Source organism: Rhodobacteraceae bacterium LMO-JJ12, from assembly GCA_021555075.1.
Classification (GTDB): Bacteria; Pseudomonadota; Alphaproteobacteria; order Rhodobacterales; family Rhodobacteraceae; genus JAKGBX01.
Window position 1 is genome coordinate 445,535 of the sequence record JAKGBX010000001.1, and the last position, 26,297, is coordinate 471,831.

General features: G+C 58.5%; 23 protein-coding genes. 11 read left to right on the top strand and 12 right to left on the bottom strand.

All coding sequences use genetic code 11. From position 1 onward, the window contains the following. Window positions 1–2,130, bottom strand: coding sequence for a benzoate-CoA ligase family protein (locus tag LZG00_02175; GenBank protein ID MCF3592799.1), 2,130 nt, complete (start codon window positions 2,128–2,130; stop codon window positions 1–3). A gap of 237 nt (window positions 2,131–2,367) precedes the next feature. Here LZG00_02175 and LZG00_02180 point away from each other — a divergent pair, with 237 nt between their 5' ends. The 3 genes from LZG00_02180 to LZG00_02190 all read left to right on the top strand — a co-directional run bounded on the left by LZG00_02180 (window position 2,368) and on the right by LZG00_02190 (window position 5,363). Next, window positions 2,368–3,399, top strand: coding sequence for a TRAP transporter substrate-binding protein (locus LZG00_02180; GenBank protein ID MCF3592800.1), 1,032 nt, complete (start codon window positions 2,368–2,370; stop codon window positions 3,397–3,399). A gap of 69 nt (window positions 3,400–3,468) precedes the next feature. After that, window positions 3,469–4,050 carry a TRAP transporter small permease gene (locus LZG00_02185; protein ID MCF3592801.1) on the top strand — a complete coding sequence of 194 codons (582 nt, stop codon included), beginning with the start codon at window positions 3,469–3,471 and terminating at the stop codon, window positions 4,048–4,050. Next, window positions 4,047–5,363 (top strand): TRAP transporter large permease, encoded by a 1,317-nt coding sequence (locus LZG00_02190; protein ID MCF3592802.1) that lies wholly within the window; start codon window positions 4,047–4,049, stop codon window positions 5,361–5,363. Before LZG00_02185 ends, LZG00_02190 begins: the two co-directional genes overlap by 4 nt. Window positions 5,364–5,596: 233 nt before the next feature. On the opposite strand, the gene modC is transcribed toward LZG00_02190, so the two are convergent. From modC to modA, 3 genes are read right to left on the bottom strand one after another with little or no spacing between them, the layout of a single operon-like run. Further along, window positions 5,597–6,700, bottom strand: a complete 1,104-nt coding sequence (modC, locus tag LZG00_02195) for a molybdenum ABC transporter ATP-binding protein (protein MCF3592803.1) — start codon at window positions 6,698–6,700, stop codon at window positions 5,597–5,599. Next, a complete protein-coding gene (gene modB / locus LZG00_02200) occupies window positions 6,697–7,389 on the bottom strand; it encodes a molybdate ABC transporter permease subunit (protein MCF3592804.1) in 693 nt (230 codons plus the stop codon). Before modB ends, modC begins: the two co-directional genes overlap by 4 nt. A 4-nt stretch (window positions 7,390–7,393) precedes the next feature. Then, window positions 7,394–8,152 (bottom strand): molybdate ABC transporter substrate-binding protein, encoded by a 759-nt coding sequence (modA, locus tag LZG00_02205; GenBank protein MCF3592805.1) that lies wholly within the window; start codon window positions 8,150–8,152, stop codon window positions 7,394–7,396. A gap of 219 nt (window positions 8,153–8,371) precedes the next feature. Between modA and LZG00_02210 the strand changes: the two genes are divergently transcribed. From LZG00_02210 to LZG00_02240, 7 genes are all read left to right on the top strand, one after another. Then, window positions 8,372–9,997 carry an acyl-CoA carboxylase subunit beta gene (locus LZG00_02210; GenBank protein MCF3592806.1) on the top strand — a complete coding sequence of 542 codons (1,626 nt, stop codon included), beginning with the start codon at window positions 8,372–8,374 and terminating at the stop codon, window positions 9,995–9,997. A 120-nt stretch (window positions 9,998–10,117) separates the two neighbouring features. Beyond that, window positions 10,118–12,103: an ATP-grasp domain-containing protein gene (locus tag LZG00_02215; GenBank protein ID MCF3592807.1), complete on the top strand. Its 1,986-nt coding sequence runs from the start codon at window positions 10,118–10,120 to the stop codon at window positions 12,101–12,103. Next, on the top strand, window positions 12,100–12,894 hold the full coding sequence (locus LZG00_02220; protein MCF3592808.1) for a TIGR03084 family metal-binding protein: 795 nt from the start codon (window positions 12,100–12,102) through the stop codon (window positions 12,892–12,894). The genes LZG00_02215 and LZG00_02220 overlap by 4 nt, the downstream gene beginning before the upstream one ends. Then, entirely contained in the window at window positions 12,891–13,763 is an 873-nt protein-coding gene (locus LZG00_02225) for a 3-keto-5-aminohexanoate cleavage protein (GenBank protein MCF3592809.1), read from the top strand. Before LZG00_02220 ends, LZG00_02225 begins: the two co-directional genes overlap by 4 nt. Window position 13,764: 1 nt before the next feature. Then, window positions 13,765–14,448, top strand: a complete 684-nt coding sequence (locus LZG00_02230) for an NnrU family protein (GenBank protein ID MCF3592810.1) — start codon at window positions 13,765–13,767, stop codon at window positions 14,446–14,448. A 74-nt stretch (window positions 14,449–14,522) separates the two neighbouring features. Beyond that, window positions 14,523–14,897, top strand: a complete 375-nt coding sequence (locus LZG00_02235; protein ID MCF3592811.1) for a VOC family protein — start codon at window positions 14,523–14,525, stop codon at window positions 14,895–14,897. 4 nt (window positions 14,898–14,901) lie between these two features. Then, complete coding sequence (locus tag LZG00_02240; GenBank protein MCF3592812.1) at window positions 14,902–15,600, top strand: YafY family transcriptional regulator; 699 nt, start codon at window positions 14,902–14,904, stop codon at window positions 15,598–15,600. Between the two features lie 250 nt (window positions 15,601–15,850). Here the strand turns inward: LZG00_02240 and LZG00_02245 are convergent, their stop codons facing one another. The 6 genes from LZG00_02245 to LZG00_02270 form a co-directional block, all read right to left on the bottom strand. Next, complete coding sequence (locus LZG00_02245; GenBank protein MCF3592813.1) at window positions 15,851–16,738, bottom strand: acyl-CoA thioesterase II; 888 nt, start codon at window positions 16,736–16,738, stop codon at window positions 15,851–15,853. Window positions 16,739–16,808: 70 nt separating this feature from the next. Beyond that, entirely contained in the window at window positions 16,809–17,720 is a 912-nt protein-coding gene (locus tag LZG00_02250) for a cation diffusion facilitator family transporter (protein MCF3592814.1), read from the bottom strand. A gap of 42 nt (window positions 17,721–17,762) precedes the next feature. After that, entirely contained in the window at window positions 17,763–18,455 is a 693-nt protein-coding gene (locus tag LZG00_02255; protein MCF3592815.1) for an SGNH/GDSL hydrolase family protein, read from the bottom strand. 47 nt (window positions 18,456–18,502) lie between these two features. Continuing rightward, window positions 18,503–21,304: a DNA polymerase I gene (gene polA, locus LZG00_02260; protein MCF3592816.1), complete on the bottom strand. Its 2,802-nt coding sequence runs from the start codon at window positions 21,302–21,304 to the stop codon at window positions 18,503–18,505. A 160-nt stretch (window positions 21,305–21,464) separates the two neighbouring features. Beyond that, window positions 21,465–21,647 carry a zinc-finger domain-containing protein gene (locus LZG00_02265; protein MCF3592817.1) on the bottom strand — a complete coding sequence of 61 codons (183 nt, stop codon included), beginning with the start codon at window positions 21,645–21,647 and terminating at the stop codon, window positions 21,465–21,467. Window positions 21,648–21,730: 83 nt separating this feature from the next. Next, window positions 21,731–23,308 (bottom strand): beta-1,6-N-acetylglucosaminyltransferase, encoded by a 1,578-nt coding sequence (locus LZG00_02270; GenBank protein ID MCF3592818.1) that lies wholly within the window; start codon window positions 23,306–23,308, stop codon window positions 21,731–21,733. Between the two features lie 243 nt (window positions 23,309–23,551). On the opposite strand from LZG00_02270, the gene LZG00_02275 reads away from it, so the two are divergent. Continuing rightward, window positions 23,552–24,370 carry a sulfotransferase family protein gene (locus LZG00_02275; protein ID MCF3592819.1) on the top strand — a complete coding sequence of 273 codons (819 nt, stop codon included), beginning with the start codon at window positions 23,552–23,554 and terminating at the stop codon, window positions 24,368–24,370. A 43-nt stretch (window positions 24,371–24,413) separates the two neighbouring features. Here the strand turns inward: LZG00_02275 and LZG00_02280 are convergent, their stop codons facing one another. Both LZG00_02280 and LZG00_02285 read right to left on the bottom strand, forming a co-directional pair. Beyond that, window positions 24,414–25,136 (bottom strand): DUF4339 domain-containing protein, encoded by a 723-nt coding sequence (locus LZG00_02280; protein MCF3592820.1) that lies wholly within the window; start codon window positions 25,134–25,136, stop codon window positions 24,414–24,416. A gap of 254 nt (window positions 25,137–25,390) precedes the next feature. Continuing rightward, the gene (locus tag LZG00_02285; protein ID MCF3592821.1) at window positions 25,391–26,236 is read right to left on the bottom strand and encodes a DUF4339 domain-containing protein; all 846 of its coding nucleotides are present in this window, start codon (window positions 26,234–26,236) and stop codon (window positions 25,391–25,393) included. Window positions 26,237–26,297: the final 61 nt, after the last annotated feature.

A 26,297-nucleotide genomic window follows, 5' to 3' on the forward strand; every position in this document is an offset into this window, starting at 1 on the left:
TCAGGCCTCCTCGGCGATTTTGGCGCTCTGGGCGAGCAGGCTGTAAGCCTCGCGGCAGGCAGCCACGTTTTCTGCTTTTTTGGCGGGTGCGGTGGCTTCGATTGTGTTGCACAGCGTTTCAAGGTCAGGTGTCTCGAGCACAGCGGCGAGCGCGCCCAGAAGGGCCGAGTTTACCACTTTGCCCATGTTGTTGCGTCGCGCGATTGCTTTGCCGTCGACTGCGAAGATTCGGCGGTTCCCTAACTTGGGTAGCGATTCAGAAGATCGGGCAGAGTTGACCACAACCAAAGCGTTATCCGCCGATTGGGAGAGAAACGCCTCGTCCAGCAAGCTGTCGTCAAAGCACAACAGCGCGTCGGCTTGGGTGATGTTGCAGCGTTTCAGGATCGGTTGTGAATCTATCCTGAGGGAGGATGTGACCGGGGTGCCGCGCCGCGCACCGCCATATGTTGCGAAGGTTTGAACATGTAGGCCTCTTGCAAACATCGCCTCCGCCAGCTGATTACCGGCGGTCTGAGCCCCTTGTCCGCCGCGCCCCAGGATCAGTAGTTCGAGCATATCGTACTCCGGTTTCTTTGAGAGCGCGCCTTGGTTTAAGTCTCTCAGCTTGAAGCGCTGAATTTTTCCGGTCGCGGTTTTGGGCAACTCATCGACAACTTCGATCCATCTGGGGTACTTCCACACACCGATGGCGTTTTTGACATGGGTTTTGAGGTCTTCACGCAACTCATCTGCGAGGCCTGACGTCTTGAGGGTGATAAAGGCCATGGGCTTGATGTGCCCCTCGTCGTCCTCGCGAGCGACCACCGCGGCTTCGATCACCTCGGGGTGTGAGGCCAGCGCCTGCTCCACTTCAAAGGGAGAGACCCAACGCCCGCCGACCTTGAACATGTCGTCAGTACGTCCGCAGTAGGTGTAGTAGCCTTCGTCATCGCGGAAGTATTTGTCGCCAGTGCGGGTCCATTCGCCAGCGAATGTGGCGCGAGATTTGGCGCGTTGATTCCAATAGCCGTCTCCGGCTGACCCGCCAGAGACCAGCAACTCGCCCAATTCGCCATTGGCGACATCATTGTCCTCGTCATCAACGAGGCGCAACTTGTAGCCCGGAATGGCACGACCGGAGGTGCCATAGCGGATGTCATCGGGCCAGTTGGACAAGAATACATGCAACATCTCGGTGGACCCGATGCCGTCGAGTGTGCTCACACCCATCCGCTTGTCCCAGCTGCGCCCGACATCTTCAGGCAGGCCTTCGCCCGCCGAGATGCAAAGGCGCAGGCGGTTGGAGCTGTTTTCAGGTGTGCAGGCGGGATCGGCCAGCATCGCGGAATAGAGCGTTGGCACCCCAAAGAACAGAGTCGGGTTGAACCTGTGCAGCATGTTGAGAACGGATTGCGGCGTGGGGCGGTCGGGCAGCAAGACCGTGGTGGCGCCAACTGACATGGGAATTGCCATTCCTGCGCCAAAACCGTAGGCAAAAAACAGTTTGGCCGCGCTGAAACAAACGTCGTCATGACGGATGCCAAGCACGTGTTTGCCATAATTATCGGCGACATAGGCGGGGCTGGTATGAACGTGGCGCACACCCTTTGGAGCGCCGGTAGAACCAGAAGAGTAGAGCCAAAAAGCCGTTTCATCCGGGCAGGTTTTCGCGGTTTCAAACGTATCGGCAGCCTTGTCCATCATTGCGTGCAGGTCGGAGTGGCCGGTATTCGCAGCACCTTCAACAATTACATGTTGCAGGAACGGAAGCTGATCTAGCAGTGGCTCGATGACCTCAAGCAAAGGTGCGGAAATGAGCAGCACTTCGGCGCGGCAATCGTTGAGGATGTATAGATACTGGGAGGCAGGCAGCAAAGTGTTGAGGCAGACAGGAACGATTCCAGCCCTCACCGCCCCCCAGAAAACACAAGGATAGTCGACTGTGTCGTGCAACAGCAGCGCGATGCGTGTTTCGCGCCTGATTCGTAAGTCGGTCAGCATATTGGCCACTTTGTTGGTGGCCGTTTGAAGCTCGTGGTATGTCAGAGATCTGCTGGGGTCGATAAAAGCGACCTTTTTCCCAAACCCGCTTGAGATATTCCTGTCCACCATCACGGTTGCGGCGTTGTAGACGGTTGCCGTTATCATTGAGTGGTCTTTCAAAACTTCTTCCTTTTTCATAAAAGGTATTGTAGTACTGCTATGCGTATTTAGTCGAATTTGCAATCGGAGATTTGTCTTGGAGGAGGAAAGATGCCGAAACGCGGTTCAACTGGACGCACAACGAGGGGCTGGATTCACGCGAAGAAGACTGTGCGTGGATGCGGTGTCATCAAGACGCGCGAATAGACGCGATACTCCAACACGGAGGTCAAAGGAGGAATCATGACCATTCACAAGACGCTACTAGGCCTTGTCGGGGGGGCAGCCCTTGCGGTTTGCACGCCGACCCTAACGATGGCTGCGGATTTTACATTTACCTTGCAGAGCTTTCTGCCAGCGCAAGCAACGATCCCCAGCAAGATCATTGATGTCTGGGCTGATGAGGTCGAAGCGGCCTCGAATGGGCGCATCAAGATTGATCGCTTTGCGTCGATGCAGCTTGGGGGCAAGCCGCCTGAGTTGATTGACCAGGTGATTGATGGGTCGCTTGATATCACATGGAACGTGTTGGGCTATACGCCAGGCCGATTCCCCATGACCGAGGTGTTTGAGCTTCCCTATATCGTGACAGATGCTCGCGCAGCGTCTTCAGCCTTTTGGCAGATGATGGGCGAACAGTTCTATGAGGCTGAATTCCAGGACGTCAAGATGCTGGGCGGATGGGTGCACGGCCCCGGCGTTATCCATTCGGCGGAACCAGTTACCTCTCCGTCGGATTTCAACGGCATGAAAATTCGAGGCGCGTCGCGCCAGGTCAACGCACTCTTGAAGGAACTGGGCGCGACGCCGGTAGGTATGCCGATTCCTTCGGTTCCTGAGGCGCTATCCAAACACGTGATTGATGGTGCGACGATGCCCTGGGAAGTCACAAAGGCGCTGAAAGTGCCCGAACTCGTGACCAACCACACCGAGTTTACGGGTCCGATGCTTTATACGGTGGCATTTGTTTTGGTGATGAACCACGACAAGTATAACAGCCTTCCGGATGATCTGAAGGCGGTGATGGATGAAGCTTCTGGGATGAAGTTTTCAGTCTTCGCGGGTGGTACCCAACAGGATTACGATGACCCCGGAAGGCAATTGGCAGTAGATCGCGGGAATAACATCATCTCGCTGGACGCTGCGCAATCTGCTGAGTGGGCCGCTGCTGCGGAACCTGTTTATGCAGCTTGGGTTGCCGAAATGGCAGACAAAGGCATTGACGGGCAAGCTTTGATAGACCGCGCGCGAGAGCTGATGGCCGCCTACAAGTAACCTGATCGCTGCGTCGAAGTTCGGCGCAGCGTTTCTTCCCTCTCTACATGAACAAGGAGGTCTGGTGCCGTGCACGCACTAATGGAAAGGCTTGCCCGCGCAATGGCGATACTCGGTGGTTTGGTTTTGATAGTTCTTATCATTATCACCTGCTTATCGGTTTTTGGTCGCGCACTGAATACTGTCTTTCATGGGTGGGTCGGAACAGTCCTACCGGGAATGTCGCAATGGTTCCTTGAGATTGGCGTCGGGCCGATCCTTGGGGATTTCGAGATTGTTGAAGCCGGGGTTGCTTTTGCCATCTTCGCCTCGCTGCCGCTTTGCCAGATATCGTCCAGCCACGCTTCGGTTGACATTTTTACCAGCACGCTACCGGTCAAAACCAGAAGGTTCCTCCAGATGATCACTGAGATCCTGTTCGCCGCTGTCCTAATATTAATCGCATGGCGATTGTTCGAGGGCATGCTGTCCAAGAAGAGCTATGGAGAAACCACGTTTCTTTTGCAGTTTCCGATCTGGTGGGGGTATGCCGCCAGCCTGTTTGGGGCCGTCTTCGCTGCGATTGCGGGAATCTATATGGCAGGCGTGCGGGTATTCGAGTTCTTGTACCACCGTGATCTCATCCGCGATGACTGGGAGGCTGTGGAATGAGCCCGCTTGAAATCGGAATTCTGTCATTCCCTGCCCTGATGATTCTGATCTTTGTGCGGGTGCCGATTGGGCTTGCCATGTTTCTTGTCGGGTTTGCTGCGATGTGGATCATCACCGGAAGCCCAGGCATGGCCATGGCGCGCCTCAAGAGTGAAACTTATACGACCTTTTCCTCCTATTCGCTGACCATCGTTCCGATGTTTCTGCTGATGGGGCAGTTTGCGACACTTGGCGGGATGAGTACATCGCTGTTCAAGGCCGCCGAAGGGTTCCTTGGTCATCGCAAGGGCGGGGTTGCTATGGCTTCGATCGGGGCGTGCGCGGGATTTGGCGCGATCTGTGGCAGTTCGCTGGCGACGGCTTCGACTATGGGGCGCGTCGCGTTGCCGGAAATGAAGAGATACGGCTATGCTGGTGGTTTCTCGACTGCGACACTGGCGGCTGGCGGCACTTTGGGCATTCTCATACCGCCCTCTGTCGTGTTGGTGATCTATGCGATTCTGACGGAACAGAATATTGCCAAACTATTCTTGGCAGCGGTGGTGCCGGGTCTATTGGCTGCGTTTGGCTACGTTATCGCGATTTCGGTTTATGTGCGGATTCACCCGGACAAGGCCGGGACACGCCCACCGGTGCCTATGGCTCAAAGGTTTGCAGCTTTGCTCGATGTTTGGCCGGTCTTGCTGGTTTTCGGCTTGGTTGTCGGCGGCATTTATCGCGGTTGGTTCACACCGACAGAAGGCGCAGCCGTTGGCGCCTTCGGGACAGGTGCGATCGCGTTTTTCAATGGTGGACTGAACTGGTCTACGTTGCTGGATAGTATCGTCGTGACTGCGCGCTCAACCGGTATGGTGTTCTTCATCATTCTGGGTGCAGCGTTCTACAACGGATTTCTCGCGCGTTCGCAAGTGCCACAGGAATTGTCGCTCTATGTCGTCGGTCAGAATTTCAGCCCCTGGACTATCCTGACGCTCATTCTCGTGTTCTATCTGATTTTTGGCTGTCTGATGGACAGCTTGTCGATGATCCTGCTCACGATTCCGATCTTCTTTCCGGTGATCTCGGTCCTCGACTTCGGGATGAGCCAGGAACATCTTGCGATCTGGTTCGGTATTCTGGTGCTGATCGTGGTCGAGGTGGGGTTGATAACACCGCCGGTAGGGATGAATCTGTTCATTATCAATTCAATGGACAACTCAACGCCGATTGTCGAAACTTACAAGGCCGTTGGATATTTCGTAGCCTCCGATCTGATACGGGTATTCATCCTTGTTATGTTTCCGGCGATAACGTTGTTTCTACTGCCTGCTTGACGTTGATTAGATGTCGGCGTGATGAACGGGCACACCTGTAACCGGGTGATTGAGTAGCCGCCTGCCCTTAAGAAACTGGCAGGCGGATCTGCTCGGAGGTACTGACCAATGTTTCCCAAGTAAACCCAGTTCGCCGGAATTTGTAGATAGTTCGCGTTATGGTCCAGGCAACTCGGCCAGCTATCCTGATTCAGGAGACCAATGATGCACGCTATCAGTGCCACCAATCTGTTCTAGCCGTTGGAAACCACGCGTGCGCCGCTGACATCCTGTCGGGCGATGGCAACTGTCTTGACGATTGCGCAGCAGGACATGCCGGGAGCCAGTTCCAACGCTTTCGCGGAACGCTGCGTGATCCGCGAGAGAATTCGCCCCGCGGGGGTGTCGACTGTGACAATAGCACCGGGCCCGTCGCCTTCGCGGATGCTGTGGACCGTGCCGCAGAACAGGTTGAGCGCCGAGAGCCCCTTCGGTTTGTCGCGTGCAAGGATCACATCCTGTGCGGCAATACGGATACGGATGATCGCACCTGACGGTTGCTCGATATGAGGCAGGAAAACAGGCGTGCCGCCTGCTTCAAGTTCAGTCAGGCCATCGGCGTGATGGGTTTTGACGCGGGCATCAAGAACCGCGCCAACATCGCGCACACCAGTGGGTGCAACGGAAGGGTCGCTCAGTACTTCGGCGGCGGTTCCCTGGCGGACGACTTTGCCATCTTTGAGCGCAACAACAGTGGTTGCCAAGCGCGCAACTTCGGCGGCGGAATGGCTTACATAGAGGATTGGTATCGCAACTTCATCGCGCAGACGTTCAAAGTAAGGCAAGATTTCCGCCTTGCGCTGCTCATCGAGAGCTGCAAGCGGTTCATCCGCCAGGATCAGGTGCGGTGCAGCCAAAAGCGCGCGTCCAATAGCGATGCGCTGTTTCTCACCGCCTGACAGGGCTCCGGGGCGGCGCTCCATCAAGTGCCCGATCCCCAAGATTTCTACCACGTTGTCGAGACTCTCGCGCGGTTCCCCTTTGGGGGCAAACCAGCGCCCATAGCCGAGATTCTGGCGAACCGTCAGATGCGGAAAAAGCCGCCCTTCCTGAAAGATATAGCCCAAACGGCGGCGATGAGGCGGCAGGCAAATGCCTGCGTCGCTGTCAAACAGAACGCGGCCATTGACGCATATTCGCCCTGATTGCGGACGTAATAACCCGGCCACGGCGTTGGCGATCGTGGTTTTGCCCGACCCGGATCGGCCAAAAAGCACGGTTAGTCCGGGCGGCGCGGTGAAGGCGATGCCAAGCGGGAACCCCGGCATACGATGGACGAGCGAGACCGAAAGCGTCATGTGCCGCCCACCCGTCTTGCTATCCGGCGTGCCAGCAGTTCTGAGGCGAACAGCGCGGCCATGGCGATGATAATCGAGACGATCACCAGCCGCATGGCAGGCTCCTGTCCGCCCGGAACTTGCAGGAAGGTGTAGATCGCCGAAGGCAACGTCTGGGTTTTACCGGGGATGTTGGAAACGAAAGTGATTGTAGCGCCAAATTCCCCCATCGCCTTGGCAAATGCGAGTATTGCACCTGTCAAGATACCGGGCAGGATCATCGGCAGCGTAACGGTGGCAAAGACCCATGCGCGTGAAGCCCCCAGCGTGGCGGCGGCATCTTCCAGCTTGGGATCAACTGCCTCGATCGAGAGCCTCATGGCGCGCACCATCAGCGGAAAGGCCATCACCGCCGCCGCCAGCGCCGCTCCGCTCCAGCGGAAGGCGAAAGTAATTCCGATCTCGTGCAGTAGGCCGCCTATGGGGCCCTTGGTGCCGAAGGTCAGCAACAGAAGATAGCCTGTGACCACCGGCGGCAGGATCAGCGGAAGGTGAACGAGACCATTGAATAACTGCTTGCCCGGAAATGTCCAACGCGCCAGCGCGTGCGCCGCAAGCAAGCCAAGGGGCAACGAGACGACAGTTGCCCAAAATGATACTTTGAGCGACAGCGCGACTGCCTGCCATTCCTCGGGGCCGAGCCAGCTCATGCCATTAATCTTTCCCGATCATCGTAAACCCGTGGCGTGTGAAAATCTCGGTGACGTCGCTGTTGCGCAGAAAATCCAGCATTTGCAGGGTCTCGGCATTGGCCCGCCCAGCAATCGCGGCGATGGGATAAAGGATCGGCGGATGGCTCCCGTTAGGGAAGTTTGCCACGACGGACACGTTGGGATCGGCCATCGCATCAGTGGCATAAACAACGCCAAACTCCGCTTCTCCCAGCGAAACCAGCGCCAATGCTGCGCGGGTATTGTCGGTCTGGGCCACCTTTGTTTTGATCTGTTCCCAAAGGCCAAGATGCTCGAGCGCGGCTTTGCCATAGATCCCGACCGGAACGGCATTGACCAGTCCCATGGAGAGATGGCTGTCGCCCAAAAGACCCGAAAGATCGAGAGCAGGGCCAAGTTCGACCGGGGCGGCTCCGGGGCCATGGGCGACAAGCACCAGGCGGTTGGACAACAGATTCCTGCGCGTTTCAGGGGCGATCAGGTTCTGTTCGGCAAGATAGTCCATCCAGTCCGGATTGGCCGAGATGAAGATATCGGCCGGAGCACCCTGTTCGATTTGCCGCGCCAGCGCCGAAGAACCGGCAAGTGACATGGTAACTGTATGGCCAGTTTCGGATTCAAAAAGCGGGGCGATCTCATCCAGCGCGGTTTTCAGGCTGGCTGCGGCAAACACAGTGACTTCTTCTGCGCGCAAGGGAAATGCGAGCATAGTGAAGACGAGAAACAAGATGCGCATGATCATGAAACTCAAGGTCCATCTTTACGGTCGCGCGAATATCGTACGCGCGCTGTGAAGTTGCAAGCGAAGGCTTCTTTCCGGGCAGTGCGAGATCTGCGGGCGTGAAAGGCAGATTGGCCATCCGGGTTCGTGTCGGGTTTGCACCTTCCCTCCCGTCATGTTTCGAATATCGTGTGGCATGCGGGGTGCCGCGCGATAGACTGATCCCGAGCAAGACGGGAGATGAGCATGTGGAGCGGCGCAAAAGTTAGACCGGAAAACCCGGACTTTATAACGAACCGTGCTGCAATGCTGGCCGCAATCGACGCGCTGCGTGCGCTAGAAGCGCGGGCCGAGAACAGATCGGAAGAACGCAGGGCACGGTTTCTTGAACGCGGCCAGATCACGCCGCGCGAACGTCTCGCGCGCCTGCTTGATCCGGGGCTGCCGTTTCTCAGATTACATTCACTGGCTGGGTATCTGGCGGATAGCGACGACCCGGAAAAATCGATTCCCGGCTCGACCTTCGTGGCAGGGATCGGCTTTGTCTCAGGGGTGCGCGTGATGGTGGTTGTCGACGACAGCGGAATCAACGCGGGCGCACTTAGCCCGATGGCCATTCAGGCCATGCTTTCATTGCAGAATATCGCACTGCGTCAGAAGCTTCCCTTTATTCATCTGGTGGAAAGTGCAGGTGCGAACCTGATGAATTACAAGGTGGATGATTGGGCCCATGGCGGCACGATTTTTGCCAATCTGGCCCGGCTTTCGGCGGCAGGTCTGCCGGTAATCTCTGTGCTGCATGGCCCGTCAACCGCCGGGGGTGCCTATATGCCCGGCCTGTCCGATTATGTCATAGGTGTAAAGGGCAATGGCATGGCCGCGCTGGCAGGGTCGGCGCTGGTTTTTGCGGCGACCGGGGAACAAGCACGGGACGCCGATCTTGGTGGGGCGGAGATGCACGCGTCGGTTTCGGGTCTTGTGGAGTACCTCGCTGAGGATGACGTCCACGCGATGGAGTCGACGAGGCGGGTGGTTGCGCGGCTTGGTTGGAACAAGGGTATTGTGCAAGGCACGACGTCAGAATTCGAGGCGCCACTCTATTCGACCGAGGAGTTGGCAGGCGTGGTCCCGAAGGATCTGAAAACCCCTTACGACGCGCGGGAATTGGTGGTTCGGCTGGTTGACGGTTCGGATTTTGATGAGTTCAAGCCGGATTTCGGGGCGGCAACGCTTTGTTTGCAGGCTTCGGTGCATGGTCATGTCATTGGGATACTGGCCAATAACGGGCCGATTGATCTGGCAGGTGCCAACAAGGCCACGCATTTCATCCAGGCCTGCGAACAGGCGGGCACGCCGCTTGTGTTCTTGCAAAACACCACCGGTTACATGGTGGGCACCGACTATGAGCAGGCCGGTATGATCAAACACGGATCGAAGATGATTCAGGCGGTGGCGAATGCGACGGTGCCCAAGATCACGCTGTATTGCGGTGCCAGTTTCGGGGCCGGAAACTATGGCATGTGCGGCATGGGCTATGCACCCGATTTCCTGTTTGCCTGGCCCAATTCGCGTTCGGGTGTGATGGGCGGAGAGCAGGCGGCGCGCACGATGAGCACGGTGGCGCAGGTCGGCGCGGCGCGTAAAGGTGTCGTGCTGGATGAGGCGCGGATGGCTGATCAGGAGGCCGCGATCATGGCGATTTTCGACAAGCAGGCATCACCGTTCTTTACCTCGGGGCGAGTGTTGGATCATGGTGTGATCGACCCACGAGATAGCCGCAAGATCATCGCCTTTTGCTTGCAAACCTGTGCCGAAGCGCGGGCGCGCGAGTTGCGAGCCAACTCGTTTGGCGTGGCGAGAATGTGATGTTGGGCGTTTTGTGATTGAAGCTTGAACAAGAGGTGAAGGCGGGAGCCTCCGGCGGGGATATTTTTGGCAAGATGAAGCGCGGGCGGTATCGGTTTGGGCACTTGCGGGGGATGCAGGATGGTATTTGACGCGGTACTTGTTGCTAATCGGGGCGAGATCGCCCGTCGGGTGATCCGGAGTGTGAAGGCGGCCGGGATGCGTGCGGTGGCGGTCTATTCCGATGCTGATGCGGGGGCGCCGCATGTGAGTGCTGCGGATCAGGCTATTCGAATTGGGCCGGGGCCGGTGGGAGAAAGCTATCTCGATGTGGCGCGGATCTTGAAGGCCGCGACCGAAAGCGGAGCGGGGGCGGTTCATCCGGGGTATGGTTTCCTGAGCGAGAATGCCGGGTTTGCCCGTGCGGTGGAAGCAGCAGGGCTGGTATTTATCGGGCCGACGCCCGAAGCCATAGAGACAATGGGTGACAAGGCAGCGGCCAAGCGGGCGATGCAGGCTGCGGGGGTGCCTTGTGTGCCCGGCTATCACGGTGTGGACCAATCGGATGCGGTATTGGTGGCGCAGGCTGCGAAGATCGGTTTTCCGCTGATGGTCAAGGCGGCGGCGGGCGGCGGCGGTAAAGGTATGCGGCGGGTCACGCGGCCGCAGGATCTGGTTGAGGCGCTGGAGCGGGCGCGTTCGGAGGCACGCGGTGCGTTCGGGTCGGATTTATTGATCCTGGAACGTGCGGTGTTGCGGCCAAGGCACGTGGAAATACAGGTGTTTGCAGATGGTCAGGGGCGCTGTATCCATCTGGGCGAACGGGATTGTTCGGTGCAGCGGCGGCATCAGAAGATTATCGAGGAGGCGCCCGGTCCGGCGATGACGCAGGCGCTGCGTGATGCGATGGGGCAGGCAGGAGTGCAGGCGGCGCAGGCTGTCGGATATCGCGGTGCGGGGACGGTGGAATTCCTGGTGGATGAAGCGGGAGCGTTCTATTTTCTGGAAATGAACACGCGATTACAGGTTGAGCATCCGGTGACTGAAATGATTACGGGGTTCGATTTGGTGGCGATGCAGATTGCAGTCGCGCAGGGTGCGCCGTTGGGGCTGAAGCAAGCGGATGTAACACTGTGTGGGCACGCGATTGAGGCGCGGCTTTATGCCGAAGATCCGGCACGCGATTTCCTGCCTGTTACCGGACGGATCGCGCATTGGAAGGCGCCCGATGCAGAGGGCGTGCGGGTGGATTCCGGAGTTGAGAGCGGAATGGATATCTCGCCCTATTATGATCCGATGCTGGCCAAGATTATTGCTTGGGGGCCAGACCGCGAGAGTGCTCGCAAGCGGTTGATCGGGGCATTGAAAGACACCGCCTGTCTGGGGTTGGTGACAAATGCCGGGTTCCTTGCAAGTATTGCTGAACATGCGGAATTTGCGGCTGGAGAGGCGACGACGGCGTTTCTGGAGGAGGCGTTCGCCGACGGCTATCGTGCGCCTGATACAGGGTCGGAAACGCAGGCTGTCGGGGCAGCGTTGATCCTGCGCCATGAGATGCGGGCGGGGCTTGCCGCGTCGCTGTTACCAGATGATCAACTTTTGGGGTTTGCGTCTGATGGCGGGCGCGCCGTACCAATTGATTTGATGCTGGATAGCGGGGTCATAACGTTGTCGGCAAGGGCGTTGGGGGCGGACCGTTGGGATGTCTCCGGCGAGGGTTGGCGCCATATTGTCGAGATTGAATCGTCTGATGGCGTGCGCGTTCAACTCGTTGTGGATGGACGGCGCGAGCAGGTGTTTCAGGCACCTGACGGGGCGGGGGGCCTCTATCTACAACGCGGGGCCGGAGCCGTTCATCTGGCGCGCTACAGGGCCGGGCGCAAGATGGCGGAGGAGCGGCAGGTCGGTGTGGTTGTAGCACCGATGCCGGGGCAGGTCATTGCCATCGATGTGGCGGTCGGCGACTTGGTTACAAGAGGTCAGCGGTTGGCGGTGCTTGAAGCGATGAAGATGCAGCATCTACTGGTGGCCGAGTGCGATGGCGTGGTGCAGGAAGTCACGGTTGTAAAGGATGCGCAGGTTGCGGCAGGGCAGGTCATTATTGTGATCGGAAAGGAAGAACCATGAGTTTTGAGCAAGTGCAGGATTTTCTTGATGAAAGTGAGGTGCTGTTTGCTGCTGTGCGTGATTTGGAGGAAGAGGATTTTGACCGCGAGACACAGTTCAAGGGCTGGACGGTAGAGGACGTGTTGCGGCATCTGCATTATTGGAACCGAGCAGTAGATTTTGCGGCGGAGGGCGAGCAGGCGTTCAGTGGCTTGAAAGAGCGGGTGATGGCGGCGATAGCTGCGGGAAAATCGCTTCGGGAGGTCGAACGCAAGGCCGTGCCCGAAACTGGTCGCGTGCTGCGCGCCAGCTGGATCGGATTTGCACGGGCGCTGGCGAAACGCTGGCAGGATATTGACCCCAAAGCGCGGTTGCCCTGGATCGGGCCAGAGATGTCGGCGCGTTCGGCGATTACTGCGCGGCAGATGGAAACCTGGGCGCATGGCTTTGAAATCTTTGACCTTCTGGGGATGGAGAGGCAAGAGCATGATCGTCTGAGGAATATTGTTGTGTTGGGGGTGAATACCTTTGGTTGGTCGCATAAGGTGCAGGGGCTCGACGTGCCAGAGGTCATGCCGAAACTGGTGCTTGAGGCGCCTTCGGGTGCGATCTGGGAGTTTGGCGAAGAGAGCGCGGGGCGGATCGAAGGAAAAGCGGCGGATTTCGCGGCTGTGGTGACGCAGACGCGCGCGCTCGGTGATACCGCGCTAAAGCTGTCGGGGGAGGTGGCGAAGACCTGGATGACCCATGCCCAGTGTTTCGCCGGGCCGCCGGAAACCCCACCTATCAAGGGGGAACGCACAAAGGCATGATGACGATGGAAAAGGCGATCATCACCTGCGCGCTGAACGGCGTTTTGACCGATCCGGCGCGCCACCCGGTTCCGGTGACACCCGCAGAATGCGCCGCCTCGGCCAAAGAGGCAATGGAAGCAGGCGCAGCGATCATCCACATTCACTATCGCCAGCAAGGCAACGGCAAAGGCCATCTGCCGAGTTGGGATCCGGGTGTTGCCAGTGAGATCGTGAGCGCCATCAGGGAGGCCTGTTCAGGGATCATCATCAACTCGACCACCGGCGTTCCCGGGCCGGATTATGCGGGGCCTCTGAGCGTGCTGCGGGCGCTGAAGCCCGAGATTGCCGCCTGCAATGCTGGGTCTCTCAACTATTTGAAACTAAAAGAAAATGGCGATTGGGCCTGGCCGCCGATGCTGTTTGATAACATGCCTGAGAAGGTGCAGGATTTTCTCGATGTCATGGCCGAGAGTGATACCTTGCCCGAGTTTGAGTGTTTCGATACCGGCATTGTTCGCTCGGTCGAGATGTATGTGAGAAACGGTATGGCGACGCAGGCGCAATATAATCTGGTGATGGGTGTTGCGTCGGGTATGCCGGTGGATCCGGTCTTGTTGGAACTTCTGAATGGTTACCTTTTGCCCGGATCACGTTGGCAGGCGACGTTGATCGGGCGAAGCGAGATTTGGGACGTGCACAGGCGTGCGGCTGAACTGGGTGGTATGTTACGCACCGGGGTTGAGGATACCTTCTACCTACCGAACGGTGCCAAGACCGGGTCGAACGGAGAGCTGATTCGCGCCTTGGCGGATTGTGCAAAGACTGCCGGGCGTGAGGTCGCCAGCGTGACGCAAGCGCGGCAAATGTTGGGATTGAGGGCTGCTTGAAATGGGATGGATCGAATACATACTCGCATTGGTGCTTTTCATGGCGTCACACAGGATACCGGCGACACCGGGGCTGAAAGCGCGGATCGAGGCGGTGCTGGGGCGCAAGGGATACATCATCGCGTTCAGCCTCATATCAACCGGTTTGCTTTTCTGGGTGATATTCGCGGCGGGGCGCGCGCCCTATGTCGGCCTGTGGGATCAGGCAATCTGGCAACGTTGGTTGCTCAATCTGGTCATGCCCATTGTTGTGTTGCTGAGTGTGTTCGGAGTGGGTGCGGCCAACCCGTTTGCCTTTGAAGGACGTGCGGCGGGGTTTGACCCGGAACGTCCGGGAATTGCGGGGCTGACACGCCAGCCGCTGCTTTGCGCAATGGCGCTCTGGGCCGGGGCGCATCTGATTGCCAACGGCGATCTGGCGCATGTGATATTGTTCGGGCTTTTCCTTGTCTTCGCCCTTGTGGGTATGGGGATTGTTGAGCGGCGGCGGCGTGCGGCGATGGGCGCGCAAGACTGGGCGCGGCTGACGGCGCATACCGGCTTGGTGCCATTTTCCGCGCTGCTTTTGGGGCGTTGGCGGCCACGCTCGCTGCCTTCGCTTGTGCGGGTGGTGATCTGGTTGCTGAGTTGGGCGGTGCTCTGGCATTTGCACACGCCCGTGATCGGAGTTTGGCCAGGGGTGTGACAGGATGCTGACAGGATGCTGTCAGCAGGGGTGTGCGAAAAGGGGTCATCACTTGACAAAAATGGAGACATGAGATGACCCAACAACCCGTTCTCGTATGGTGTGAAATTCCGGTGACAGACCTGGAGAAAGCCTGTGATTTTTACGCAAAAACATTCGGTTACAAGATGCAGATCGAAGATGGCGGCCCCAACCCGATGGCCATTCTAAACGGTGGTTCAGCGGGTGCCGCAGGCCACCTTTATCCCGGCAAGCCCGCTGACATTGGCTGTGGCAACACCGTGCATCTGGCGCTGGCACCGGGTGACACGGTCGAGGCGGCTAATACCCGCGCGGCGCAAGCGGGTGGCAAGATTGGTGGCCCGGTGGTCGAAATCCCGGCAGGACGCTTTGCCTATATTACCGACCCGGACGGCAATTCTATCGGTCTGTTTGAGCCGAAGGTGTAACGCCATGCGCCGGGCCGACCGCCTCTTTCAGATCGTTCAATATCTTCGAGGCGGTCGGCTCATCACAGCGGCAAGGTTGGCCGAACGTCTCGAAGTCAGCCAACGCACCATCTATCGCGATATTGCTGACCTGATCGGGTCGGGGGTGCCGATTGAGGGGGAGGCGGGCGTTGGGTATGTCATGCGGGCGGGATATGATCTTCCGCCGATGATGTTTACCAATGATGAAGTGAGTGCGCTGGTGGCGGGGGCGCGGCTTATCCGGGCCTGGGGCGGCGCTGCAATGGCCGAAGCGGCCGAGGAAGCGCTGATCAAGATCGAAGCGGTGCTGCCTGATGCAGTGCGCGAGCGGGTAGCGAAAGTGCAGGTCTATGCGCTTCAAGGCCCTGAAATGACAGATGATTTACGCGCGCTTCTTGACGGAATTGACCACTTTATCGAGGCAGGCGAAACCATCGACATCAGCTATGAGGATAAGGTTGGCACGGCCAGTTCGCGCCGTATCCGCCCGCTTGGCCTGTTTTTCTGGGGCAAGGTCTGGACGTTGGTGGCGTGGTGCGAATTGCGTAATGATTTCAGGATGTTCCGTCTTGATCGCATTGGCAGTGTCACCCCTCGTGGACGGTTCCGGGCCGAACACGACAAGACCCTGCGGGCCTTTTATGCCAAGATGCGGGCGCAGGGCATCAAACCCAACAGTTAACCAATTCCCAACGGAGCGTTCATCGTGGTTAACGCCGCCGAGCCGCGACGAATCAAGGGGGTGACTCGCGTCTGCTATCTGGCTGTTTTCCGGCTGCCCCCTGCAACCAAACCTGTGAACGCCGCATTAACCTAATGCAACGCGCGGTTCTTCTGTTTCCTCTGACCGAAAGTATCCCGGGGCTTGGGGCAGCGCCCCAATCCAACAAACCTGTGCGCGCCTTGCGCGCTCATTTCGGTAACGGGCAGGATCAGTCGTGGGGTGTGATCTGGCGGATCAGACCTTCCTGCGCGGCATTCGCGATCAATCGACCATCGCGGGTGAATATCCGGCCTCGGTTGAAGCCGCGGGCGCCACCGGCCCAAGGGGTGTCCATGGTGTAAAGTAGCCAGTCGTCGGCGCGAAAATCGCCATGAATCCAGAGTGCGTGATCAAGCGAGGCATATTGCATGTCGGGATCGGCAAAGGCTTTGCCATGCGGATAGGACGAGGTGCCCAGCAGCCCGAAATCCGAGGCAAAGGCGAGCGCGGCGCGGTGAATTTGCGGGTCGTCTCCGAGGTTCCCGGGCACGCGGAACCAATAGGTCTGTTCGCGCCGTGGTTCGCGCGAAAAGGGCGGGCGCGGCGTCACCGGGCGCATTTCCATCGGGCGCGGAAGCGCAACCCATTCCCGAAACATATCGGGCAACTCACCGGTGAATTCGGCTACCAATTGTTGTTCGTTGGGCAGAGTTTCGGGGTCTGGCACGTCGGGCATATCGTCTTGATGGGTCAGGCCCGGTTCGGCGACATGAAACGAGGCGGCGAGGTTCAGGATCGGCTTGCCATGTTGGATCGCCACCACCCGGCGGGTGGCAAAGCTGCGCCCGTCGCGGTCGCGTTCGACCTGATAGAGCACCGGTTTGGTGGCGTCACCGGGGCGCATGAAGTAAGCGTGCAGCGAATGCGCCGGGCGCTCGGCGTCAACCGTGCGGGTGGCGGCCATCAGGGCCTGGGCGATGACTTGACCGCCAAAGCTGCGCCCGCGCCCGCCGGGGGCGGCGATGCCGCGAAAGAAGTTCTCTTCGACCGGCTCGACATCAAGCACGGAGACCAATGCATCGGCAAGCTGTTGCGGGGTGGGGGCTTTGTCGTTCATCGTTTTCCTTACCAGTCACGAGGGCGGCGGGGACGGGCGCGGGTTGGCCCGGGCCGCGAGTTCCATGGCGTCAGTGGCCGATTTGTTGTGCTGCCTGGCAGGCAGTTTCGGCTTGTTCCAATTCCAACATAGAATGCGCGAGGTGGAAGCGCGACTGCAACAGCGACTTGAGGTCATTTCGCACCGTTTCGGGATTTGCGCCCGGTGATATGACGACATGCGCCTCAAGTGCTGCTTCGTGTTCCTGCATTTTCCAGAAGTGGACGTGGTGCAGGGATGTGACGCCGGGTGTTGCTTCCATTGCGGTGATCAGGTCTGAAAGATCGGTGTCCTCTGGCGCGCCCAGCATCAGCACGCGGATCACCGGGCGGATTCCGAGAAAGCTGTGCCACAGGATATATCCGGCGATGAACAATGTGACGATGGGGTCGATCAGGCGCCAATCATAGAGCAGGATCAGCGTGCCCGCGACGATTACCGCGATTGAGCCCAGCGCGTCGGCGACGTTGTGCAGGAATGCGGCCTTCATGTTCATCGACTCTTTGGAAAGGCGAAAGATCAGCAGCGCAGTGGCCGTGTCGATGATCAGCGCCAATCCGGCGACGGCGACGACGATCCAGCCTTCGACCGCCGTGGGATTGAACAATCGCTCAACACCTTGGGCGGCGAGGTAGAGCGCGATGACGAACAGGGTGGTGTAATTGACCATCGCCGCCACCACTTCGGCGCGGCCATAACCGAAGGTCATACTGGCATCGGCGGGGCGGCGGGCGATCTTGCGCGCCCAAAAGGCGATGACCAGAGACAGGGCATCCGAAAGGTTGTGAATCGCGTCGGCAATGAGCGCGAGCGAGCCGGAGATCACCCCGGCGATGATCTGGGCCACGGTGAGCGCGAGGTTGACGGCGATGGCAAATCCGACGCGTTTGTCACCCGCCAGATCGTCGGGCAGGGCGTGGGAGTGGCTATGATCGTGGGGCATGGGATGCCTTCCAGAGGGTTGGCCGCGTTCAGCTTAGCCGTCTTACGGGTTGGCGCGGATCACGTCGGCGAGGCGGCGCGCGATTTCGGCGCTGCCTTTTAGAGAGGGGTGGATGCGGTCGACGGCGTGAAAGCTGAGATCACCGTGCGGTACCAGATCGGTGATCGGGTGAAAGAAGATACCTTTGTCGAGTGCGGCGAGGCGGGCGAGGCGGGCTTCCAGTTCATCGCCTTCGTCCTTGCAGTTCTCGATCGGTGTGTCGAATCCGGGGCTGCGCAGGTAGCCCAGATAAAGCACGCGCGCGCCGGATTTTCGAATTTTGGAGACGAGGCCGGGGATCACGCCTTTGCGCCCGTTCTTGGCGATCATGCGGTTGATCTTGCGCTCGCAATTGTTGCAGCCACAGCCGAGCCAGACATCGTTGCCGCCGCCATTGACGATCACCCAGTCCCAATCGCCTTCGCGGAACTGGCGTGGGATCGACAGGCCCATCGCGCCGGTGATTGGCAGATTATAGATCATCCGTGCGCCAGCGACCGAGTTGTCTTTGACCGGGGTTTTCAGGAATTGTTCGAGCCGATTAGCGATGCCACGCCCCGAAATGGAATGCGACGCGATCAGAGAATCGCCGATCACGAGGATACGCGGGGCAGTGGATTGCTCCTGAGCATGGCTTGTCACGGGTGACAGAACGAACGCGGCGAGAAGGGCGACGAGGAGCTTCAGAGGGGTCATCGCGTCGTCTCGTATGGCCGTAGTTTCTGCGAAGAATCGGGTTTGTGTCAATGCGCTTGGGCCCAATTCAACCCTTGGCCTGCATCGACCGTCAGCGGCACATTGAGATGTACAGCGGGGTGGGCGGCGCTTTCCATAACATCGCGGGCGGTGTCGATGAGGCGCTGGGCGGCGTCTTGGGGCACTTCGAACAGGAGTTCATCGTGCACTTGCAAGAGCATGCGCGCGGGTTGGCCCGCTATTGCGTCGGGCATGCGGATCATGGCGCGGCGGATCACGTCGGCGGCGGTGCCTTGGATCGGGGCGTTGATCGCGGCGCGTTTGGCGAAGCCGGCGCGCGGGCCTTTGGCGGCAATCTCGGGCGTGTGGATCTTGCGGCCAAAGAGGGTTTGGACATAGCCATGTTCTTTGGCGAATTCGACGGTAGCGTCCATATAGGTGCGGATGCCGGGGAAGCGTTCGAAATAGCGGTCGATGAAGCCTTGGGCTTCGGCGCGGGGGATGCGCAGGTTACGGGCGAGGCCAAAGCCGGAAATGCCATAGATTACGCCGAAATTGATCGCCTTGGCGCGGCGGCGGATGTCGGGGGTCATTTCGTCCATCGGCACGTCGAACATTTCCGAAGCGGTCATGGCGTGGATGTCGTCACCGCGTTTGAAGGCGGCTTTGAGCGCGTCGATATCGGCGACATGGGCGAGGATGCGCAATTCGATTTGGGAGTAATCGAGCGAAACCAGAACATTACCCGGCTCGGCGATGAAGGCTTCGCGGATACGCCGACCCTCTTCGGTTCGCACGGGGATGTTTTGCAGGTTGGGATCGGTCGAGGCAAGGCGGCCGGTGGACGCGCCGGTTTGCAGATAGGACGTGTGAACGCGGCCCGTTTCAGGGTTGATGTGTTCTTGCAGGGCATCGGTGTAGGTGGATTTCAGTTTGCTGAGCTGACGCCAATCGAGCACGCGAGCCGGGAGCTCGTGTTCGGTGGCCAGATCTTCGAGCACGTCAGCACCCGTGGCATAGGCCCCGGTCTTGCCCTTTTTGCCACCTTCCAGCGACATTTCGTCAAACAGGATTTCGCCCAGTTGCTTGGGCGAGCCGACATTGAAGCTGTGGCCGGCCAATTCGTGAATTTCGGCCTCAAGCCCTGCCATTTTCTGGGCGAAGGCGTTGGACATGCGGCTGAGCACATCGCGATCAACAAGAATGCCGTTCATCTCCATCTCGGCCAAGACAGGCACGAGGGGACGTTCAAGGGTTTCATAGACGGTGGTAACGCGTTTGCGGTGGAGTTGCGGTTTGAAAATTTGCCAGAGGCGCAGGGTGATGTCGGCGTCTTCGGCGGCGTATTTTACTGCGTCTTCCAAGGGCACGCGATCAAAGGTGATGGCAGATTTGCCGGTGCCAAGCAGCGTTTTGATCGGGATCGGCTTGTGATCGAGATAGCGTTCGGAGAGCGCGTCCATACCGTGATTGTGGATGCCGGAAAACATCGCGTAGGACATCAGCATGGTGTCATCAATCGGCGCGATATTGACGCCGTGGCGGGCGAAAATCTTGGCGTCGTATTTCATGTTCTGGCCGATTTTGAGGATCGCATCATCCTCAAGGATCGGTTTCAGGATTTTGAGCGCTTCTTCGGGAGTCATCTGACCTTCGGCCAGTTTGTCGGAACCAAAGAGGTCATCGGAAGCGCCGTCTTTGTGGATCAGAGGGATATAGCAGGCATCGCCCGGTTCGACGCAAAGCGAAATGCCGACCAGTTCAGCGCGCATTTCATCAAGCGAGGTGGTTTCGGTATCGACAGCAACATAGCCGCGTTTGTGGATCAGGGCGATCCAGCGGTCGAGCCCGGCAGCGTCGCGGATATGTTCATATTTCTCGGGGTCGATGGGGGGCATTTCGGGCGTCGCCGCGTTTGCGCCGTCGGCACCGGGTTCAGGTTCGGGGATGACGGGGGTTTCGACGCCCATGCGGTCGGCGATGCGCTTGGAAAGCGTGCGAAATTCCATTGAGGCGAGGAAAGGCAAAAGCGCGTCGGGGTCGGGGTCTTGGACCTCAAGCTCATCAAGGGTGAAATCGAGGGTCATGTCCTCTTTCAGTTGCACCAATTCGCGCGACATGCGGATCTGATCGGCCTTGTCGATCAGGGTTTCGCGGCGTTTGGGTTGCTTGATTTCGCCCGCGCGTTCGAGAAGCGTGTCGAGATCGCCGTATTCATTGATCAGAAGGGCAGCGGTTTTGATGCCAATTCCGGGCGCGCCGGGAATGTTATCGACCGAATCCCCGGCCAAAGCCTGAACATCGACGACGCGTTCCGGGGGGACGCCGAATTTGGCGATCACGCCGTCGCGGTCGATGCGGGCAGCTTTCATCGGGTCGAGCATTTCAACGCCGCCGCCGACAAGTTGCATCAGGTCTTTGTCAGATGAGATGATGGTGACGCGGCCACCGGCCTCGCGGGCCTGACACGCCAGCGTGGCGATGATGTCGTCGGCCTCGAATCCCTCGACCTCTTTGCAGGCGATGTTGAAGGCGCGGGTGGCGTCGCGGGTGAGGGGGAATTGCGGCACGAGGTCTTCGGGGGCCGGGGGGCGGTTGGCCTTGTATTTATCATAGAGCGCGTTGCGAAAGGTGGTGCCGGAATAGTCGAAGATCACGGCGGCATGGGTGGGGGCATCATCGCCCTTGGCATCCTCGACGAATTTGAACAGCATGTTGCAAAAGCCCGCGACCGCGCCGATGGGCAGACCATCGGATTTGCGGGTCAGCGGCGGCAGCGCATGATAAGCGCGAAAGATGAAGGCCGAGCCGTCGATCAGGTGCAGGTGGCAGCCTTTGCCGAATGACATGATGTAGTTCCCCCGGTTGGTTGGGGTCATATGTCGCACAAGGCGGCGAAGGGGGCCAGAGGGTTTGGCGGGCAGGGAGAATGCCGGGCGGCGAATTCCAACACGCAATCAGGTCAGAAACCCTTGAACGCTTCTGACCGTTTCTTGCGTTACAAGGTGTTCAGGACAGTTTGCCTTCAAAATCCTTGTGGATCAGCTTGGCATCGCAATAGGGGCATTCGACAAAGCCTGTATCGTGCGGGATACGCAGCCAGACGCGGGGGTGGCCAAGCGCGCCTTCGCCGCCATCACAAGCCACACGATAGCTGTCTACGATTTTGATTTCAGGGGCTTTGGTGACCATGCGAGCCGTTCCTTCTTGGGTGGGGCGTATCGCGGGCGAATATGGGCGATCACGCGCGCGGGGGCAAGACCGCCTGTGTGTCGTCAATCGGCATAGAGAAATTCGGTCGTTGCGATCTCGACCGCCTTGTCATGGCCGACCGAGAGGAATTTCTGCAAGGCGTCGGCGTTCACTTCGGGCGGTTCGGCTTCGCGTATCCGGTAATGGTTGTTGAAATCGGCATCGCGGATCTGATCGCTTTCGAAGGTCATGTCGCCGCGTATGGTGGGCAGCAGGCGGTCGAGCGTTTCCTGTGGCGTCTTTTCGCCCGCGAGCCCGACGCGCATGGCGTGGCCGATCAGGTATTCATCGGTGAAGTTGCAGTCGACCTCCAGCAGGCGCGTCACCGAGCGGTCGGCGCAGAAATCATGCAGAAGATCGAGATTGGACGGGTCGAGGCAGATGATCAGCCGGTCGGTATCGTAATAGTCAAACAACATGCGCATCAGGGCGCGGCGGTGGCGGTGACGCTTGCCCATGGTGGATTGGATGCCGCCGAGGTCGGGCAGCACCGTTGCCTCTTCGTTGAAGAGGTATTCGATACAGGGGATGTTTGTCATATGGCGGATACGATCAACCAGCCGCTTGGCGACGTGCCATTTCTTGCACACGATGATCAGGAGTTCGCGTTCGCGCCCCAGCGTGCTTTCGGTCTCCCAGAAGCGGGTTGCGAAACGCCGCCCGATCCGGCCACGCCCGGTGAGGAATTTGAACAGCGAGCGGCCTTCGTTGGAGATTTTGAAATCCCAGCCACGGGTGGCATAGAGCAGGCCGAGGCGGCGTTTGAGTTCGTGCGCTTCGGGGCTGATCTTGCGGGCAAAGAGGAAATCCTGACTGAGTAACAGATCGTAGTGATCGTTATAGAAGGTCACCGGCATGCCATAATCGGTGAACATCAGGAAAGTCAGCGCGCGCGAGCGAATTTCGTTTTCGGGCACGAGATGGCGCACGAGAGTTTGAAAGAAGGTCTCGTCGGGAATCCAGGTGGTGCGGAAGAAGCGCATCACGTCGCGGCGGCGCTTGGAGAAGTCGAGAATCCATTCGATCGTGCGGCGACGCAGGCACCACCACTGAGAGCCGATCATCACCTGGATGTCATCGGGGATCTTGCGGGTCAGACCGAGACGCTTTTGCACTTCGAACATCGCGTAGAACAAGCGCTTCTGGGTGCGTTCGTTGAACCAATGGCGATAGATCAGCCGCTCTTCCTTCCAGCCGGTCTTGATCCAGTCGCTTTCGAAGTAATCGAAGCTTTCGATATAATCGACATCGGCCCGGTCGAGGAATTCATGGGCGTATTCGGCGGATTTGATCGCCATGCAATCGCCGGAGAGCATATAGAAATGGGTGGCGCGCGGGAAAGCTTCGACGGCGGCTTCGACGGCGTTGAGCGTGGCCTGTACCAGCGACCATTCCCCCCAGCCGCATTTGATACGCTTCTTGGCGAAGGTCACATTCGGGTTGCTGTCGAGCGCGTCGTGGATCTGTTGAAACATTTCTGGCTTGGCGCTGGCATCGAAATGAATCGACATATAGTCGCCCACCGCCGTCAGGCGCTCGGCCTGCTTGATGATCGCTTCCGGGTCTTTGTGGCATAGCAATATGAAGGCGATTTTTGCCATTTAAGAAACGTTTCGCTCCGTCAGCCCCGTATTGTTTACCTTGATAGGGGTGAATAGCGCCTGAATAAACCAACTTTGTAAGGATTGGGCCAAAACGGCGCAGGCAGGGTGGCGCGACGGGCACGCCCCATGAGGTGCCAAGGGTACGGGACAGAAGAACATGAAAACAGTATTTGTTTAGGATTTTTTCAATTGCTATAAGCCTAGTAAGAACAAGAACAAAGGCAGTAGGAGGCGGTTTTCATGGGGTTTCCCGGAACCTGGATGACGAAGAGCGAGAGCGTTGTCTATCGCGTGGTGCCCAAATGCGCCTGTTCGACCATTGGTCAGATCATGTATTTTTCCGATCACGGCGAATTTTTCGATGGTGATATTCACGATGCCAAGGGGGGCATGCACAAATGGGCGCTGGAAGAGAGCCAGCCGCTTATCAATGCCAATGTGAAGACCCACAGTTCGTATGCCTTCACCTGTGTGCGCAATCCCTATACCCGCGTCCTGTCGAGCTTTTTTGACAAGATCTGTGGCATTCAGCGCAACGGCAAACGCTATCGTGGCAATCTGGTGCCGCTGTTGATTCAGAAATACGGGATCGAAGTGGGTGGCGCGGATGGCAAGGAAGAGTTTGACCAGATCAAGAGCTTCCGCCGCTTTTTGTTATTCGTGCGCGACACCATTCGTTGGCGCAAGCCAATGGACCCTGACATTCACTGGAGCGCGATGTCGGGGCATGTGAGCACGTTTATCGTCAATGGCGGCACGTATGATCGCATCTTCTGGACCGAACAGTTCAACGAGGGGATGCAACAGGTGCTGGACGCGATCGAGACGCCGCATGAGGTCAAGCTTGAGGAAATACCGCGGTTCAACGAAAGCGAAGGCCACGGGCCGAAGCGCTTGCACCCGGTTGAGGATTATTTCGACGATCTCTCGATGCATCTGATCTATGAAATCTACAAACGCGATTTCGATCTGTTCAAATACGATTTTGCCGACCCGTCGAACAAGTTGCCGATTGGTGAGATTGATCTGGACGAAATTCACGCCAAGCTGGGCGATTGAGCGTCGCGCGCACCCAGCGCGAATGGCAGGGTGCGCTGATTGGTTAGTTGATCCGGTAGCTGACGTAGCCTTCGTCGGAACGCACCGTGTTTCTATCAAGGATGTCAATCGTCTGTGAACCAGTGGCCTTTTCAGTTGTTGGTGGAATGCCGTTGCCGACGCTCATCGTGACGGTGGAATCAGTCTGAATGACAAAGCGAGTCTCTGACATGGGCGTGACGGTGTATGTTCCAACGGATTGGATTCGCAATTGCATCAGGTTTGTTGCGCCCGGGCGCATTGGATCGGGCATGTTGACGCGGATCATGCCGAAGGATTGGAAGCTTCCATCCGGGCTGTAGGCGGTTGTGCCGCTCATCAAGCCACCTTCGGGAACGCCGGGCATCGGCACCTTCAGATCGCGCGCTTCCCAAGTGCCGACAAGGAATCCTTTGGCATCAAAGGCAGGCTTGGCGGCGACCAGCAGGGGTTGCATTTCTGCGACGGTGTTGGCGGCGGACCAGTTGGCCATGCCTTCTTTCCAAATCAGGGTGTCGGGTTTGAGATTGCCAGCTTGAATCATGGTCTTGAGCTGGGCTTCATCGAACGGGCCGGTTGTCTGGCCGTTGACTGCGACGAATACTTTCATGCCGGTTGGTGGTGGAGGAGGCGGTGGAACCGCGCCGCCGCCTGCAATTGCAGGGGGAGGAGCCGGGGGAGGAAGCGCGCCGCCAGCCCCAGCGCCAGCGACGCCGGGTTGGTTGGGATTGGCGGCCGGGTCGAGCAAAGTGCCCTGTGCCTGAGCCTGGGCCGTTGAGGTGCCGATTGCGCCAAATGCGAGCATGGCGAGAACCAGTAATCCCGCGAACCAGCGGTCAGGACGGCGATTTGAACGGGTTGAGAATAAGACCATGAAATCTACTCCTAAGAGAAATTGCGCCGTAAGGTTGTAGCGGTCACATATTTAGCGGTCACATATTGTGTGCCGGGGCCGGAAGAACCCGGCCCGGGCGTGAGCGCAACGCGTGGTGGTTGCACGCATCAGCGTGAGCGTTTCATCAGGTTTCCGTATTCGTCGCGCAGCGTGTTTTGATCGACGATCTGAAAGGTGGAGGAGTCTGAGGACTGCGCTTGTTGAGACTGACCCGTGTTTCGTGAGGTCATGGTGATGTCGTCTACGCTACTTACTGAAATCCGGTCGCTGCCCAGAAGTGCCGCTGTCCAGGTGCCTTTGCCAGTGACATCGTATGTTTCTTCCATCTGACCCGAGCCACCCGGCATGGTCATCGTGGCCTTTGCCGTATAGGAGCCATCGGCCATGTAGTTCATGATGCCGGTAATCCGGGCCTGTTGCGCCCCGGCGGGAATGGTGCCGTTTTGCACGGTCCAGCGCCCGGTAAAAAAGCGGGTGGCATCCATCGGTGTGTTGGGGTCGGGTTGTGGGCCCGCTCGCGGGGTTTGAACCATCGCCTGAAGCTCGGGCACGCGGGCGATCGGAGCCCAATCGGCCATGCCCTCTTTCCAGACCAGCGTTTGGGCGGCGATCTGTCCTGATGCCATCATTTGCTGAATTTGCATCTGATTGAACGGGCCGGCAGCCTGACCATTGAGCGCAACGAAAAAGTTGAGTTGCGGCAGGGGTGGCGGGCCGCTGAGTTGCGGCGGGACCGGGGGCGGCATGGCGCCGGTGGAGGTGGGCGCGCCGGGTGCGGCGGGTGTGTCGGTGACGGTACCGGTCAGAAGATCGCTGCCCGAGGGGGCGGGCAATGTACCGCTTTGGGCGAAAGCCATGTTGGCGAAGAGCGCCAGAGCGAGAATTTGTAGTGCCAGAATCAAAGGCCGAAATGCGAGTGGGTGACGCGCCGCACGGGGCGTTGCAATCGTCATGTCGAAATCTCCCAAGTTGAAAAACATTTGTTTAACTGAGTCGATGCTATGTCAAACTCGG